Here is an 18,408-nt window from a genome sequence, read left to right as displayed (position 1 = left end):
AGAATTGTCCCCGCAGAAACAGAATTTGGGTGGGATGACCTCCCAGCGACCACCAGCAGCAACAGGCGCCGCGAGTGCGCGAGGATCAACCGCCCAATGCGGGCAGCAAGCGATATGGAAATAGGGGCGGCAACATGGGTCGAATGAAACTTAAATGGCTTTTACCGCTGGCTGCGATGACAGCCTTCTCGACACCAGCGATGGCTTGGTGGGAAGCGGACTATAGCTATCGCACGAAGATCAACCTCAACACCCAGGCCGCCGGGGTCACCGGCGAAGTCGCGCGCGCGCCGGTGTTGATCCGCCTGCACTCGGGCAACTTCAGTTTCAAGGATGTGAAGGCCGACGGCTCCGACCTGCGCTTTGTCGCGGGGGACGACCGCACGCCGTTGAAGTTCCACATTGAAAAATGGTCACCGGCCGACGAACAGGCTCTGGTGTGGGTTGATGTTCAGGGTTTGCAGCCCGGCGCGGCCTCGGCCATTTACGCTTATTACGGGAATGAGAAGGCTGCCGCGGCGCAGGATGTTGCGGGAACCTATGGGCCGGATTACCGTCTGGTCTATCATTTCAATGATGAGGGTGCGGCCAAGGACGCGACCTCGAATGCAAACAATTCCACCGGCACTGCGGGTCGCAACGCGGCAGGTCTGATCGGTTCGAGCCTTGTCCTCGATGGCGCGACCCCGGTCGCACTGCCGGCAGGGGCTTTCGCAGCCGGTCCGCTATCGATCAGCTTTTGGGTGAAGCCTGGTGGTAACGGCACGATCTTCGTGTTGCCGGGTGCCGTGAGCCTGGTAGCCGAGGGCGGCCAACTCTTCATCGATCAGGGCGGCAATCGCTCGGCAGGCGGCGCGCTGGCTGCCGACGCCTGGGCCAATGTCGCGCTGGTCAACGACGGCACCAAGACCGTGGTGTACATCAACGGTCAGCCTGCCGGTGAAGTGACCGGCGCGCTTGCTGCGGCGAGCGGCGCCCCGGTTCTGGGGCAGGGTTTCAAGGGCGAGATCGACGAGTTCCGCGTGGCCGGCGCCGCGCTGCCGCAGGCGGCTTTTCAGCTTGCTGCTGCATCGGAAGGTCAGACCGCGAAACTCGTCACCACGGATACCGCGCAGCAGGTCGAGTCCGGCGGCGGTCACGGTCACTTCGGGATCCTGTTCGGTGCGCTGACTTTCGACGCCTGGGTCGTCATCCTGATCTGTGCCTTCATGCTGCTGGTCGCGATCGCGATCATGATCAGCAAGGGTCTGCTGATCGCCAAGGTGAGGAGCGCAAACGAAGCCTTCCTCGACGCTTATAACAGCCAGGCACGGCGCGCAGGAGACCATGACGGGCTACCGGCGTTCGATCCAGGCAATGCCGCTGCGGACTCTACTCTGGGCCGTCTCTACAATATCGGCCGTAGAGAACTGACCGAACGCCTCAAGGAAGGTAAGGCCACCGGAAGCCGCTTCGCGATCCGCGCGCAGTCAATCGCTGCGATCCGTTCGGCGCTTGATGCGGGCCGGGTGCGCGAAGGCCAGAAGCTCAATGCCCGTCTGGTGCTGCTGACCATCGCCATCTCGGGTGGCCCTTTCATCGGTCTGCTCGGAACAGTGCTCGGCGTCATGATCACCTTTGCCTCGGTCGCGGCCGCTGGTGAAGTGAACATCAACGCCATCGCTCCGGGTATCGCCGCGGCTCTCCTTGCCACGGTTGCGGGCCTCGCGGTCGCGATCCCGGCGCTGTTCGGCTACAACTATCTGCTCAGCCGCATCGAGGAGATCACCGCCGACCACGACATCTTCGTGGACGAGCTGGAGAAGCGCATCGCCGAGACCTGGCAGGATGTCCCCACAGCGGCCCAAGCGGCCTGAGCCCCTCAGAGGATAAGGAGTTCGGGTCATGGGTATGCAAGTCGGCGGGCCGAAGAAGCCTTACAACGAAATCAATATCACACCGTTTGTCGATGTCGTGCTGGTGCTGCTCATCATCTTTATCTTGATGACGACGGCGGCAGTGCAGGGGATCAAGGTGGACCTGCCGTCCGCTTCGTCGGCAAAGACGCTGGAGGCGCAGAAGAGCCGGGTCATTGCCGTTTCCAACGACGGCACGGTGTCGATCGACGCGATTCCGGTGTCGATGTCGGAACTGGAAACGCAGCTTCGTTCCAGCATCGCGACGACTCCGGACCTCGCCGTGATCCTGCGCGGGGACCGGGCTGTCCAGTATGACAAGGTCATGCAGGTTCTGGATTTATGCTCGAAGGTTGGTGTGCCCAGCCTCGGCATGGCGTCCACGCGTCCGCCCGGCGGCGGGGCCTGAGGGGAGGGCCGATGCTTTATATCGATCCTTCAATCGCCGTGAGGGCAACGGATCAAGTCGGGATTCTGACCCGATTTGTCGTTGGTCGGTCCGGGTCTCCTAACCAGGAGAAGCTTCCCGGGACGGCTCTCCGTGCGTGCGCGCCATTGCGAGGGGGCCGGTGATGGCTGCCGCGTCATTGATGCTTCCGGACGGCTCCGATCGTCCGCGCCGGAAAAAGTCCCCGATCACTTTCGGTCGGATTCTGGCAGTAGTCGCCATCGGGCTGGTGATCGCGATCGGCTATAATTTCCTGGGTACGCAAACGGTCAGCGACCGGCCCAACGAAATGAAAACCACGCAGGTCATTCTCCCTCCGCCTCCACCGCCACCGCCTCCACCGCCAGAAACGAAGCCGATCGAACAGCCGCCTGAGCCGACGATCGCGCCGCCGATCGAACAACCGGTCGATACACCGCCACCGCCGCAAGCCAACAATGATCCTTCGCCGGGCGACAATGCGCTGACCGCGAGGGAGGGGGCGGGGCCTGTTTATGGCGGCCTTGCGGTGGGTGATGGCAGCGGCGTCCGCATCGGTGGGAAACCGGGCGGCGGTGGTTCCGGCGGCGGCATGTCGGTCGGCATGTACACCAGCTACCTCAAGTCATCACTGCAGGAGCGCGTTCAGGACGATCCACGGCTTAGTCGCCTCGTCTTCTCCGCAGACTACTCGCTCACCGTTACACGCGATGGTCGCATCACAGGCGTAACGTTTCGCAATGCCAGGGGCGGAAGCGACGAAGACATGCAGAAGCTCACGGCTTTGCTGCAGGAGGTCCGCGGGCTCGATCCACCGCCGCAGGCCATGGTGTTTCCACAACTTGTCACGGTTCGGGGGCGCAAGAGCTCCCTCTGATTATCAGCCCGCGCGGGCAAAGGGGATTTAGAATGTCACAGCGATTGAAGTTTCTGCAAACTGGACGATTGATGCTCACCACATCGTTGTGCGCAGCGGTGCTGGTTACGGCGCCTGCGTTCGGGCAGGAAGCTCAAGGCCAGGCCGCCCAGCCTGACAGCGCGGTGGCGACGATGGTCAAGCTGCTCGTTGAGGAAGGCATTGTCAGCCCTGAAAAGGGCCAGGCGTTGATGCGACGTGCCGAAGCGGAAGCGGCGCAGCGCGCGGCGAGTGCTCCGCCTGCACGCTCGGCTGAACTCGCGCCCCCGCCGGCCGGAGCAGTCCGTGTTCCCTATGTCCCCGAAACGGTTCGTGCGCAGATCAAGGATGAGTTGCGCCAGGAAGTATTGGCGCAGGCTCGGACCGAGCGCTGGGCGGCGCCTGACGAAGCGGCACCCGATTGGACGCGCAATATCCAAATTCATGGAGATTTCCGTTTCCGCTCGGCGTCGCACTTCTATGGTCGGGACAATGCGGTAGCGCACTACACAGACGTGGCGGCGTTCAACAACAATGGCCCCTATGACGTCTCGGGTTTCGGCGGCCAATTGCTCCCCACGCTCAACACAACGCGTGACAAGCGCAACAATATGCAAGTCCGTGGCCGGATCGGTATTGAAGCCAAGGTTGCAGATCGGTTCACGCTCGGCTTCCAGCTGGCGACGGGTGACGATCCAGGACCGATCTCGACGAATTCCAGCCTGACGGGTGGTTTCCGCAAGCGCGATGTCTGGATCCAGAACGCCTATGTGAAAGGGGAGCTCGTCCCCGGCGTGACCGCGATGCTCGGCCGGTTCGACAACCCACTTCGGTCGACCGATCTCATGTTCGACCCGGATCTCGCCTTTGACGGCGTCTACGGTGAAGCGAACATCACGCGCATTCTGGGCAACGACGATTTCCGGTTCGCTGTTCGCGGCGGCGCGTTCCCGCTCCAGTTCGAGCCCGAGAATTTCCCGGAAACCTCGGTCGGCAAGCGCAATTGGCGCGATCGCTACCTGTTCACCGCCCAGGCCGAACTCGGCAAGACCTTCGGTGGCGGCATCGATGTCAACGTCAGTGCGGCCTATCACAATTTCACATACCTTCGTGGCCATGTATCGGAGCCGTGCGACGTCTTTTCCGCGAGCAATGTCGAGTGTTCGACCGACCTTCTCCGGCCGCTTTGGCCAAGTAAGGGCAACACGCTGATGTACCTGCGGGACATCGACTTTACCTATGCTGATCCCGCCAATCCTCTCGATCCGCAGTATCTCGGCCTAAAATACGCTTACCGCGTGCTCGACCTCAATGCCTCGGTCAGCGTGCCGATCTCCGAGCGCGTGCAGGCGCGCCTCACTGGCAACTTCCTCCACAACTTCGGGTTCGATCCGAAGAATAACTGCCTTCGCGGGAACCAGGGCGCACCGATCACGAACGTTGAGATCACCGATCCGACCAATCCGCGGCAGGGGGTGTGCGACGCCACCAATCCCGCGCGCTTCGTGGGTGGCAACGAAGGCTATGGGATTTACCTCTCGATCGGCGATCCAGCTTTGTTCAGCGTTAATCCGCGGCGCGCGAAGCGCGGTTCGTGGGCGTTTAACGCTGCCTACAAGTATCTCGAAAGCGACGCGGTCCCTGACAGCTTCACCGACTCCGATTTCCGGCTCGGTGGAACCAACGCGAAAGGTTTTGTCATTGGCGGCGCCTGGGCTCCGTTTAACAATGTGACCATCGGCGGCCGCTGGCTTTCCGCAGGTGAGATCGTTGACGCCCCGCTTCGCATCGACGTGCTCCATCTCGACCTTGGCCTGGCCTTCTGATGGTAAGTGACGCCCTCTCCTTTACCCAAGGTTCAGCCTTGGCCGTGCTCGCCGGCGCCTCTCAACGCGTGGGCACGGCGGCGTCGCCGGGTCGTTCCGGCGGCGCCATTAAGGGGAGGGGGGATCACCGCTTCAATTTTGCAAGCGTAACAAACGAAAGCCGTCTCTCGCATTCTGAGATCAAGGTGCGCCGAGGCCTTCGTTTTCGCCGAATTTTTCCTTCTCAGCTGTTCGGCCTCCTGCCGATCGGAGCCTTCTCATGATGTCTGGTGCTTCCTTCTCCTCGCCCGCGCGCCGTCGTTTCCTCCTGCTCGGAGCAAGCTTCGTTGCGCTTGCGACCGGGGGACTTCCGACTGTTGCCACCGCTCAGACGTTGGGCGCTGCCATCGGCGGCCAAGTGCAGCCGCGTCCAGCCCCGAACCAGACAGGCGGCGTGCCGGTCCGTTCGGGCACGATGCAAGGCGCACTGCAGCGTCAGCAAAGTACTCAAGGCCGCGTCGATCAAATTCGCTCTTACATTGCCTCCATCAAGGCAGCGGTCGACCGCGGCCCGGTGGTGGATGGACTGGATCGAAATGGTCTCGATCCCACCGATGCGATCCGGGAAGCGATCGCGGCGACACGTGCGGGCAACACGCGGCGCGCCAGTGAACTGCTTATCAGCGCCGGGGCGCAATATGACATCACCGGCCTAAAGACGTGGCAGGGTGCTGGGCTGCCATCGCAGACGACTGGCGCCGACGGCCATGTCACGGTGACGATCGACCAGAACCAGGAGCGGGCTCTGCTGTCCTGGAACCGGTTTGATATCGGCAAAAACACGACGCTGCAGTTCAATCAGAAGTCTAACGGGACCGCGCAGCCCGGCTGGGTTGCGGTCAACCGGGTCACCAATAGCACTGATCCCTCGCTGATCCTCGGCAACCTCAAGGCGGACGGCACCGTCGTGGTGCTCAACCACGCCGGCATCATCTTCGGCAAGGGCTCACAGGTTAACACACACTCCCTGCTCGCCTCCACGCTCGAGCTGGGCAACGCGGCGAAGTTCGTCCCTGGGGTCGACGGCACCCGGTTGGTCGAGCCTACGACGATCGCCGAGCGCAACGCCGCCTATCTGCAACTCGGTCTCTTCACGCCCGCCAATGGCACCACCGGCGGCATCTCGGTCTCGCCCCTCCTTGTGTCGGGCGTGACGGAGGGAGATGGCACCCGGTTTTCCGCTGAACGCGAAGGCGGCATTACTGTCGATGCCGGTGCACGCATCAGCGGTGGCGCCGGCGGCTTCATCATGCTCACCGCGCCCAACATCGAGAATGCCGGAACGCTAAGGGCGATCGATGGGCAGGTCAGTCTGCAGGCGGGACGCGCCGTCAACTACGCACAGTCGACCGGCGCCGACAGCGGCCTTGATCCTTATGTGCGCGGTTATATGCTCAACAGCTATGCCTATACAGGGCAAGCCGATGGCACGATCGTCAACAATGGCCTGATCGAATCGCAGCGCGGCTACATCTCGCTCGGGGCCGGCGCAGAGGGGGCCATCACCCAGAATGGATTGCTGTCGGCGACCACGAGCGTTGCGCGCAACGGCAAGATTTCGCTCACCGCCGGTCAGATCGCTTTAGGCGGCAGCGCGAATGCGGCGGCGGCGGGCGCCTTGGTCATCACGCCCGATGACAATGGCGAGACGATCCCGCAGGGGACCGCGAATGAGCCTGCCGGGTTCAAGCAATCGCAGATCGAGATCGGCACCCAGGTTCTCACGGCAAGCCAGAAGCTTGGAGCCTTGCTGGCCACCAACTTCACCATGGGCGAGAACGCGCTGATCCATGCACCTGGAGCCGATGTCGCGATCGGCGTGCTGAAAGTGACCTCACCCGTCGGTGATAACGCGCTGCTCCTTGCCAACCCTGGGCGCATTGACATTGCGCGGGGGGCGCTCATCGACGTGTCGGGGCTGAAGGATGTCAAGCTTGATGCGTCGCGCAACTCGATTGAGATCGCTCCGGTCAAGCGTGGCGAGCTGCGCGACACCCCTAACTATCGCGAGGTCGAGGTTGACGGCAACTTCTCGCTCAACGGCAAGACGATCTTCATCGACCCGCGCCTGTCGGGTGTGCGCGAGGACGGCGTCGCCTGGGTGGGCTCGCCGCTGATCGAAGCCGGGAGCATCGCAGGCCAGATCCCCACGACGGCGTCAGAGTTCATGACTAAAGGCGGTTCGGTCACACTGACGACCAGCAGTCCGATCGACTTCACCAATATCACCATTGACAACGCGCCGAGCGTGCATGTCGCCAACGGCGCGGCGATCGACATGTCGGGCGGATGGGTCAGTTATGCCGCGGGCGCGATCAAGGCCACCAAGCTGGTTACCGCTGACGGCCGCATCGTCGATATCGCCCGCGCCAATCCGAACGATATCTATGTCGATGTCATCACCAGCACTACCGAGGTGCGCCAGCCGCGCATTGGCATGCTGCGAAGCTGGCAGCTCGGCGCCGGCCAACGCCAGCGTAGCGATGTCGCCTATGACGAAGGCCGCGACGCTGGCGCGCTGATAATCAGCGGTGCGGCCGTGACCGTTGAGGGCACTGTTCACGCCAATGCCTTTGCAGGCGCGCGACAGATCGCTGGTGGCGGCAAGCCGAGCCAGATGCCGGCCTCATTAGGCAGGTCGCTGCAGGCGAGCCCTTATGAACTGCCTTCAGGCGGTGCGCTGTCGATTTCATCACTCGGCGATGTCCTGGTCTATCATGGCACGCGCGAAACGGTGGAAGCCAACCGTGCCGAACTTCTGCTGTCCGACGCGATGCTCAACGCCGCGGGGCTATCCGAGCTTTCGCTCACCGCTGCGGGCATGGTGACGTTTGCCGGGCTCAATCCGGTCACGCTGCAGACGCCCGACGCGCTTCGCATCACCGGGGTATCGGATCTGACGCTCACGCCGGGTGGGATTCTTTCGGTCGAAGCCGGTCGCACCATCCGGTTCGACGGGAATGTCACTGTGGCATCAGGAACTATTGCGTCCCGAACAGAGCTGTCGGGGCAAATGCTGAACGACCTCTTTGTGGGCTTGAATCCCACTGTCAGCAACGGCTCGGCCTTCCGCAAAGGCCTATATGGCGACGGCAATGGCGACGATATCAGCAGCAATTATCTCTATGCTGCTGACCCCGGCGCCCTGAATCCGTTCGATGTTGTCGTAACTGGCAAGCTTTCGACGGCGGGCCAGTGGGTCAATGATTATCAGAGTTCCGGCGCGGCGCTCGGCGGCGCATATCGCAATGGCGGTAATATCAGCCTGACTGTCGCACCCAACGTCTTCGTCGCGATTGGCGACAGTCTGGCAACGGCAACACAGGCGGCGGATCTGTCGGGCAGCATTCGTGTTTCTGGCACGCTGGATGTCACCTCCGGAGGCTATGTCACCCCCACCGGCAGCCTGGTGCTCGACGGCAAAGGCGGCAATGTATCGTTGGTCAATCAAACCACCTACGCATCGCCCCATCTGACCGATAGCGGCATACTTTTCAATGAACCGCGTGGCTTGTCTTTGTGGCCAGTCGGCGGCGCGCCAACCCAGTCGGTTGAGTTCACCCCTATTCCAGGGGTTGCGAACAGTAGGGCGGCGGTCCTGCCCAGCCTGGTTCCCGACACCCAGCGCTCGACTGTCGACATTGCGAACGCGTCGATCCTGGGATTCGGGTTCGCTGGCGGTGGGCAAGTTCTCGCTGGTAGCGCCTAATATCAGCTTCGGTTCTGACAACCGGGCCGGAAGTACGCATATCGGCTTCGACTTCTTCGAGAAGACTGGCTTCGGCACGCTGGATGTCTCCAGCTACCGCTCGCGCATCGTCGACGACCTTTTCGCGAATGACCGGGTGGCGAAGTCTGCGTTCCTGGAGACGACGCGCTTCGTCGTCCAGAACGGCGAGACCCTCGATCTCACCCAGTGGGTGCTGCCGACGCTGCTGAGTGCCGACCAGAGCAAGGCACTACGCGGTCTCGGCACCGGCTCCAGCCTGCTCGCACAATCCTTCCTCGGGCCGACCACCAATGTCGCGTTTTGGGATCGCAAGGCGGCGCACCTGGTGCTTGGCGGTCTGACCGAACTCGACGTCATGGCGGGCGGCACGGTCACGGGAGCGCCTGAAGCCTCGATCATGATCGGCAAGCTCTACAATGCCGGCTCCATCACCCTGCACGGCGGCTCGATTGTCCAGCGTAACGATCTGGTCGACAGCCTGATCGTCGGCGGCCTTGGCGTGCGCGATCTATCGGATACCTTGGGTGGAGCGATCGACAGTCAGGGCAGGTTCCTCGAAAGTGCGGAGAATGCGGCAGGGCTCACCGATCCAACCAATCGTGGTCGACTTTTGACGAATGCGGAACTGGTTTCGAAGGACGGTGCCGATCGGTTGATCCATTTCCTGGGGCTGGTCGACACGGCTGATGGCATCGTGCTCGCTGCTGGGAGCAAGACTGACCTCTCCGGTATCGCGATCACCAATCCCCGCGCCTCGATTATCGGCGGCCGGCAACTCTTGACCGGACGTGTAGTCGACGGTGGTTCCGTTCGACTTGAGGCTTCCCACGAGGTGGGACGACTGGTTGGTCCGGGTCAACGCGATGTCGCGATGTCGGGTCGAGCGCTGGTGCGGGAAGACGGATCGGCACTCGATATCAGCGGCGCCAGCGCGACCTTCGAGATGGCCGGCAGTCTCGGCGTGATCACCCCCTGGCTCGGATGGAGCAAGGCGGGAATGATCTCGGTGCTGGCCGGTGGCACCCTCGGCACGACCCCGATCAACGCTTATGGCGGGGTGGATCAGGCGGAAGGTGGCACCCTCGAATGGCTGGATCCCACGATCGGGACCGGGAATGCTGCGAGAGATTATCTTACCACCAGCCTTATTTCCGGGAGCGGCTTCGACACGCTGATCGCACGCAAGGGCCTGACCCTTGACGGTTCCTTCGATCTGGCGTTGCGCAAGGCGCTCATCGTCACCTCGCAGGATCCGCTTGTAGCAAGCAACCCCTATGTGGCGGACGCGGCGGTGTCGATCGGAGCGACGGCCGGAACGGATGCGACCCTGCGCGCCGGCTATGTGCGGCTGGCAAGTCGGTGGGGAAGAACCCCGGACGTTGCGGGCCTCGAAGGTGACGGCAATGTCCGACTGATTGCTGGCGGCCAGGGCATCGACGTCGCCGGAGCCATTGGCTTCGAGCGATCCATAGCCTCGCTCACCTTCGCGACACCCGGCGATATGCGCCTGACCGGGGTGGACTGGGGACAGGCACCGGGACGCCCTACCTATGACGGTGCTCTCGTCGCAGCCGCAGACATACTGATCGACGCCCGCCGAACTTATGCGACGACCGGCACCGGCAATTTGCAGGGCATGCTTGAAGGCGCGCTGACAAGCGTTTCCGGCGGCTACTCGCAACGACCGTTCGATATCGCAGCGCTTGACGACCATCGGATCACCTTCGGGAACAGCTTCCTCGATCCAAAAGCGCCTGCTCCACTTTCCGCAGGCACGCATCTTCGCGTCCTGGCGCACGAGATTGTGCAAAACGGCTATATCGCTGCGCCGCTGGGCCTGCTCGAGTTCGGCAGCACCACACCGACCCGGATCGGCGTCGGCGGATCGCTGGTATCGACCCCTACTGAGAAGCTGACTTTCAGCGCGAGCAGCGTGACCTCGGTGTCGGGCGCGGGATTGACCGTTCCCTACGGCACGACCACGGACGGTGTGGAATATTACTTCCCGACTGTTGGCACGCCGCTGACGAAACTTCCTGTCGGAGAGTTGGTGCTGTCTGCGGGTTCGATCGTGCAGGCCAAAGGTGCCCTGATTGACGGCCGCGGCGGCGGCGATGTCTACGCTTACGAGTTCCAGTCGGGTGTGGGCGGTTCACGCGACGTGCTCGACCGCTTCAACCGCGATGCGTTCAGCGCCAATGGCTATGACGCGGTCACCGGGACCGGCTACCAGTTCGCCGATCAGCGCCAGGTCTACGCGCTGGTGCCAGTCGCGGATGCCGGCAAGATCGCGCCCTACGACCCGATCTACTCGGCCGACTATGCCGATCTCCATGGGGCGCAGGCGGGCAAGACGGTCACGCTTGATGGGGGCCACGGCATCGCTGGCGGCGAATACCTGCTTGTCCCCGCAAAGTACGCGATGGCGATCCCCGGGGCGCTGCGCCTGGTCGAGAATACAGGCTCGGCCGCGCCCTTGCCGGGCACGAGTACCCAACTCCTCGATGGCAGCGTCGTGGTCGGCGGCACCTACGCCTTTGCCGGAACGGGGATCTCTGAGTCGACCCGCCACAGCTTCACGGTGCAGACGAAGGAAGTCTTCACCAAATATTCGAGCATCAAGACCACGAGCGGCTCGGACTATCTGACGGGCCGCGATCCCGATGGGCGTCCGCGCCTGCCGCTCGACGCGGCTCGCGTCGTGCTCGCGCCCTTGAGCGAACTGAAGCTGGCGGGTGCGTTCGATCTCCGCGCCGGCGAAGGCGGCCAGGCGGGTCAGATCGATATCCTCGGCTCGAACATCCTGATCGCCGCCGAAGGTGTGGAAGCCGCGGACGGTGTTTTGCTGATCGCGGACACCACGCTGGCGAAGCTCAATGCGCCGAGCCTAGTGGTCGGCGGCCGCCGCAGCGATAATGCCGATGGCACCACGACGGTCACGGCTTCGGCCACTAACCTGACGGTCGCCGGCGACGCGCACCTCTCTGCTGGCGAGCTGCTGCTCGCGGTCGGAGGCACCGGCTCCGTGCTCGCGATCGAAGACGGAGCAAGCCTTGCCGCTACCGGCGATCCCGCGATCAAGACCGGCGCTGATTACAAGGCATCCGGCGCCGGATCAATCCTGCGGCTCGCCAATGGTGCGGAGCGCCTTGTTGCGCGCACGGGCACCGGCGACAGCGCGATCGCGATCGGGGCTGCGACGTTGAGCGGTGAAGCCCTGGCTCTCGACACCAGCGGCCGGTTCGTGGTCGCCGACGGCGCCAACTTCAACGCGAAATATGCGGCGATCTCGGGCGCGGACATCCACTTCGCCGGCAGCGCTGACGCTTCGGGCGAAGCCGGCGTGATCGGCACGGTCCTTGCGGCCAAGCTCGGCGCGGCCGAGCGGCTGACGGTGCGCTCGCCGGGCTCGATCCGGTTCGCGGCCGGCACGCACAGGTTCAACGACCTGGTGCTCGACACCGCCAGCCTTGCGGCTGACGCACAGGCTGCCGCCGGTTCGGCCGTGCGGATCGAAGCGGGCAACGTCCGTCTCGCCAACAACGGCAATGCCGCCGACGGCTGCGCGACCAGCGCGCTCTGCGGCAGCGCGGGAAGCCTCAGCCTTGGCGCCAAAACGATCAGTCTCGCCAACAATACGGTGCGCGCGTCCGGCTTTGCCGATGGTGTGACATTGGCGGCTTCGGATGGCCTCTATGTCGAGGGCAAGGGCAGCTTCGATGTCGGCAGCGCGGCGCTGACGCTCAACACGCCGTTCATCGCTGAACGGACTGCCGCCGCCGATCCGCGCAACCAGACCGTGCGCCCGGATTACACCTTCCTCACCAGCGGTGCCGTGGCGATCAGCGCGACCGGGGCGAACCCCGAAGCCAAGATCGAGGGCAATGCGGCGCCCGGTGCGCGCATAGCGTTCGGGACAATCGACGATCGGGTGCAGACGGTGTGGATCAGCGGCTCCACGATCCGCGCGACCGCCGGCATTATCGATGTGCAGTCGGAAGGCAATATCAGCCTTGTGGGCGCTACCCTGTCGGTACCGGGCTACGAGAAGACCTTCGGCGACGAGGTCGATCCGGTCACGGTCTCGGCGGGCGGCGGTACGCTCAACCTGTTCAGCGCCAACGGCAGCATCGCCACCGATGCAGGCTCGGCGCTGATTACCGACACTGGCAAGGGCAACGCCGGCACCTTGAACCTGCTTGCCGGCAACGGCAGCGTCACCCTGCTCGCCGCGCTCAACCCCGGCCTCGCCATCGACCCCGACGCCGAAGCAACGGATGGCGCACCGGCCAAAGCCGCGCTGCGGCAGGGCTCGTTCACCCTCGACAGCGGCACCGGCAGCTTCGACTTCGGTGGGTTCGTCGAGAGCTATGGCACCCAGTTCGGTGGAGACGTCTGGGTCCGCACCGGCGCGGGTAGCCTCGACCTCGCTGAGGGCCGGAGCCTCAAGGCGCAGTCGGTCACGCTGACCGCCGATGGCGGATCGATCACTATCGCCGGCACGCTCGACACCTCGGGCGTCGATGTCACCGGCATGGCGGCCGATGCCGCGCGCAACGCGGCCGTCAACGGCGGCGATATCGCGCTCTGGGGCCAGAACGGCGTGACGCTCGCCTCGACCGCAAAGGTCGACACGCACACCACCGGCTATGCCGATACCGACAGCCGGCCCGCCAAGGCCGGCGACGTCACGATCGGCATCGGATCGGAAAGCGCTACGCTCACCATCGCCAGTGGCGCGACCATTGATGTCGGTGCGCGGCGCACCCAGGCTGAGCCGGGTGTCGGCCGGATGATCCCGCAGGTGATCACCGATCCCGCCACCGGCAGCCCGGTCACCATCTATCGCTACGCCGAGCCCGATCAGGGCGGCACTGTGACGTTCCGCGCTCCGGTGATCGGCAGCAACCGCGACAAGGTGGCTCTGAGTCAACGCGGGACTATCCTTGGCGCGGATAGCGTGCAGCTGGAAGCGTTCCAGCGCTACGACCTCGAAGCGATGGCCGACAGCGGCCTCTATAGCGGCATCACCCGCGGGTATGACGGCGCGATCCGGCTCGACTTCGGGGCGACCGGCGCTAACCCGTTCACCACCGACATGGCGCTCGCCGACGGCAGGAGCTCGCTGGTCCGGTTCATCCAGACGTTCGACGTCTCGACGGTCGATGGTTCGAGCCTTGACGGCATGCGCCTGCGTCCCGGGGTCGAGCTGGCCTCGACCGGCAGCATCGAGACCGCCAGCCAGTGGAACCTCGCCGCCGCCAGCTTCTCGCCCGCGCAGTTGCAAGCGGCGGTCGATGCCGGCGTCCTCGAATTGATCCCCGAGATCAGCACCGGCAGCGAACCACGCTACAAGGTCGTGCCCGGTAAGGAAGGCCAGCTCCTCGATCGCTTTGCGACGTTCCTGTACCGCACTGACGGTGGCTCGGCTCGCGGTGAAGCGCCGGTGGTCACCCTGCGTGCGGGCAACGACCTCACGATCAACCGCTCGATCTCGGACGGGTTCTTCACGTTCCGTGACAAGTCCGATGTCGACTACATCAACTGGCAGCTTGGCGGCGGGGATCGCACCTGGCAGCCGGCGCTCCAGTTCTCCTGCGGTGGCGCGAGCGGCTCCTGTAGCAATATTGCTTCCTATGGCACCGGTGCCAATCCCGGTGCATCCAGCACGCTGACGATTTCGCTCACCACGGCTGCCACTCAGGGTGATCAATATATCGGAGCCGCCAATATCAACTCGCCACTGTCGCTGGCCGGCAACGGCGCAGATGCTGGCGGTGAAAGCCGCAACGCGCTTGGTTTCGCTGAGCTCTTTTCGCTGCTCGACGGCGATGTGGCCATGCACTCGTCGGACATTCGGCTTGTCGCGGGTACAGGCAACACGCTCTCGGCCAATCCGCTGGTCGTCGACCGGGCGCTCAATGCCGACGTCACGCTCCAGGGCGAATACAGCTATCGCATCACCGCGACCGGAACGGTCGCCTATGACGGGCCGCTGCAATTCCGCCTGCAACGCGCCGCCAACGATCCGTCGAAGATCAGCTTCGATATCGGCGATACGCTCGATCTCACCGATACCACGGCTGACCTCAACCTCCTGCGCGACGACGCCTATACCCAGCTCAATTGGGGAAGCACGGCAGGTCTCGGCGCGGACACACGCGCTGCGGCACGGCTTTTCTTTGAGGGTAAGGGCTATAGCTTTGTCGGCAATGCAACCAACCCAACGGGGATCATCGCGCCGCTAAGCGAAGTCATTGCGTTTCTGCAGAGCTTCGAGCCCACCTATCAGGCAGGCCTCGCGAGCGGGCGCACCGGCTATAGCGTCAATCGGACCCCGCCGATCATCCGCTACGGCAACGCCAACCAGCAGACCACGCCGAACGCGCCGAACCAGGCCTTCGTTCGTACCGTAGTCCGCAGCGGCGATGGCAATATTGCGATGGCCGCGTCGCGCGACATCGATCTGCGGGGCGGGGAGCAGGTGGTCTATCGCCGTGCTGACGGCACCCAAGTTTCGGCGCCAAGCTATTTTGGCGGCTCGACGGATGCGGTGCAGTTCGCTTCCGCGGCGATCTACACGGCCGGCGTTCGGGTCGCGCCGTCGGATGTTCGTGGGCGTATTGTCGGCACAGATCAGATTGTGTCGCTCACACCTGACAGCACTTACCTGTCGCCTATTGCCGACGCGGTGGATTTCATCCCTTCGCCCAAGGGCATTTCAGGGAACATGCCGGTGCTGGCCCATGGCGGCGGCGATGTGTCCCTTGATGCCGGGCGTGATGTGCTCGGCCGACGTGACGAATGGACTCAGCTCACCGGGACGGTGGGGCAAGGCTACTCGGGAGGTGAGCTTGGCGCAACAAGCACGGATGCCTTCGGAACCGCAGGGCTCCAATCCACCCAGCCGTGGAGGACCGGGACTATTGGTGACGATACCGAAATCGGTCTCGCATACGGCTATTTCCGTTCCGGCGTAGGGGGACTTGCTGGCGGCGATGTCAGCGTGACAGCGGGACGTGACGTTTCTGAACTGACCGTCGTTCTCGGTTCGACCGCGACAACGACGCTTTCCGACGCCGGCAAGACCATGCTGACCTTCGGCGGTGGCGATCTCTCGCTGGCGGTCGGGAGGGATATTCTGGCTGGCACGGCGGACATCGCGGCCGGAAGTGCGGAAATCCATGCAGGCCGTGACATTGCGGCCCGAGGACGTGAGCCCATCGCGGCGGAGACACCACAATATCTACGGGTGCGCCTCGCTGACGCGGTGGTCGACATTTCGGCGGGAGGATCGGCAATTCTCGCCAGCGTTTCCGCGCTGGGTCTGGATCAGTCCCAGGGATCCGGAGGCTTCTATTCTCCTGCGGCTGCGTTCTCGCTGTCGACCGTCGAAACCGCGCGGATCGCACAGACCGCCGGCCTCGGCGATCCCAAGGACTTCGGACAATTTCCGTCAGCGAGGTCGGAGTTCGGCCGCGAAATCGACTTCTCGCAAATTCTCCCGCCAAGCATGGCGCTCACGTCTCTCGCGGCGAGCGTCGAACTACCCCAGAACAGCCCCCAGATCCTTTATCCGTCCGCGGTCGGGCAATTGCGGATATTGAGCGCGGATAGCATCAAGGGCCTCGTCATCGGCATGGATGATAGCGACCCCGGGCAGGTCGGCGGCGGTTTCTCGAGCGGTCAACGCTTTTTCCAGTTGCCGGGCGTGACCCCTATGACCACCGATGTTGAGCTCCGGCTGCAGCATAATCAGCGCATCACTCATGCCGGAGACGCTCAGCCGGTGCGCATCCATACCGACGGTAGCATCGACCGCGGCGCGATCTTCCTGCCCAAGCAGGCGCGCATCACCGCGGGCGGCGACATCGTTGACCTGTTCTTCCAAGGCCAGAATTTGGCGGCGGGTGACACGACCCGCATCCGCGCCGAGGGCGATGTTATGGGAACGATCGGCAGTGACGGTAGCTTCAGCTATGTCCAATCCAACAACTTTATCCTCGGTGGGCCTGGCGCCTTCATCGTCGAGGCGGGCGGCGATATCGGGCCTTTCGTTTCATCGGTCCGGGCGGGCGGTGCGGATAGCGCTGGCGGGATCCGCACGATCGGCAACGACTACAACCCTTGGCTTTCGGATGAAGGGGCAAGCGTCAGCGTACGCTTCGGTATCAAGGGCGGTGCCGACTATGCAGCGCTCCGCGAGACCTATCTCAACCCCGAGAATTTCGCGAAGCTCGACGGTGACCTGTTCGAGCAGGTCACCGACAGTTTTGGCAACCGCAAGCCTGACCGGACGAAGCCGATCTATGCGCCGATGCTCGCCGACTGGCTGCGCGATAATGACCCGGCGGCGTTCACTGAAATCTTCGGTACGAGCTCGCCGTCGGGCGAGGCGCTTGCTAGCGCGGCCTACGGAAAGACGAGAGAGCTCTATGCCGCATTCACCGACATTGATCTTCTGCGCCAGCAGCACTTCCTGATCGACACGCTCTATTTCAACGAACTGTCGCAGCCCGCCAGGACAGAAAGCCCGTCCTACCTGCAATATGTCCGCGGTTACCGGGCAGTGAACACACTCTTCTCGCCGGAGCGTGGCTATACCGACAATCTCGCGCCCTACACGACTGATCCCTCCACAATCAGCGAGGATCGGCCGCTTGGCGTGCCGGTGCGCGCCATCGTTGATGGAAAGCCGCTGAAGGCCAAACGTGTTCTCACGGGCAATATGGATTTGCGTCTGTCCACCATCCAGACCGCGCGGGGCGGCACAGTCAGCATCCTTGGCCCAGGCGGCGACCTGATCGCTGGGTCGGTTGTGCGCACCTCCGAGCAGTCATCGCGGCGCTTGACAGCATTCACGCGTCCGGGATCCGGCGCCTCAGTCCACGAAACATTCGAAGGCGGCAATCTGTCACCGATTTCTACCCGCTTTGACGCTATTCCGCTTGGTTACGAAGGGGTGCTTACGCTTCGAGGCGGCCGGATCAACAGCTTCACCGATGGCGATGTCATCTTGAACCAGAGCCGCGTCTTCTCGCAGCAGTCCGGCAACATCACCATGTGGTCCTCGAATGGCGATCTCGCCGCCGGACAGGGGCCCAAGAGCGCCTCGAATTTCCCTCCAATCACCCTCCGCTTCGATCAGAACGGCTTGGCCGAGGTGAACAGTGCGGGCAGTGTTGCGGGAGCGGGAATCGGCGCGTTCCAGCGTAGGCCGGACGATTTGCCATCGGATGTATATCTGATCGCGCCGGTGGGCCTGGTCGATGCGGGAGACGCTGGTGTGCGAGCGTCCGGGCGGATCGCCGTGGCGGCGGCGCAGGTGGTCAATGCCGACAATTTCAAGGCGGCGGGTGCCATCAGCGGCGTTCCCACAACAACGGCCCAGGTGACCGTGACGACGCCGCAGGATGCTGCCTCGGCCATCGCAGCTCAGGCCGCCCAGGCCGCCAACACCAACAACCAACGTGATCAGCGCTCGCTGATCACGGTAGATGTGCTGGGACCCGCCAGCGACGGACGCTGCGATCCCAATACGCCCGGCGATCCCGATTGTAGATAACTGGAAGATACCGACACCCATAGTCTGATAT

At 63.5% G+C, this 18,408-nt stretch carries 6 protein-coding genes; all 6 read left to right on the top strand.

What is annotated here, in order from left to right:
• The first annotated feature begins 134 nt into the window (after window positions 1-134).
• The 6 genes from DFR49_RS02575 to DFR49_RS02550 all read left to right on the top strand — a co-directional run bounded on the left by DFR49_RS02575 (window position 135) and on the right by DFR49_RS02550 (window position 18,377).
• Complete coding sequence (locus DFR49_RS02575; protein WP_004211572.1) at window positions 135-1,856, top strand: DUF2341 domain-containing protein; 1,722 nt, start codon at window positions 135-137, stop codon at window positions 1,854-1,856.
• 28 nt (window positions 1,857-1,884) lie between these two features.
• Window positions 1,885-2,304: an ExbD/TolR family protein gene (locus DFR49_RS02570; protein ID WP_004211573.1), complete on the top strand. Its 420-nt coding sequence runs from the start codon at window positions 1,885-1,887 to the stop codon at window positions 2,302-2,304.
• Between the two features lie 163 nt (window positions 2,305-2,467).
• Window positions 2,468-3,199: a hypothetical protein gene (locus DFR49_RS02565; protein ID WP_004211574.1), complete on the top strand. Its 732-nt coding sequence runs from the start codon at window positions 2,468-2,470 to the stop codon at window positions 3,197-3,199.
• A 173-nt stretch (window positions 3,200-3,372) separates the two neighbouring features.
• Window positions 3,373-5,043, top strand: a complete 1,671-nt coding sequence (locus tag DFR49_RS02560; protein ID WP_170150895.1) for a putative porin — start codon at window positions 3,373-3,375, stop codon at window positions 5,041-5,043.
• A 259-nt stretch (window positions 5,044-5,302) separates the two neighbouring features.
• Window positions 5,303-8,791, top strand: coding sequence for a two-partner secretion domain-containing protein (locus DFR49_RS02555; protein WP_119034385.1), 3,489 nt, complete (start codon window positions 5,303-5,305; stop codon window positions 8,789-8,791).
• A complete protein-coding gene (locus tag DFR49_RS02550; RefSeq protein WP_119034384.1) occupies window positions 8,763-18,377 on the top strand; it encodes a filamentous haemagglutinin family protein in 9,615 nt (3,204 codons plus the stop codon). Before DFR49_RS02555 ends, DFR49_RS02550 begins: the two co-directional genes overlap by 29 nt.
• The last annotated feature ends 31 nt before the right edge of the window (window positions 18,378-18,408 follow it).

This window comes from Hephaestia caeni, from assembly GCF_003550065.1.
Classification (GTDB): domain Bacteria; phylum Pseudomonadota; class Alphaproteobacteria; order Sphingomonadales; family Sphingomonadaceae; genus Sphingomonas; species Sphingomonas caeni_A.
Note: the sequence above shows the minus strand (reverse complement) of the source record. Positions and strands in the feature narration are given on the sequence as shown.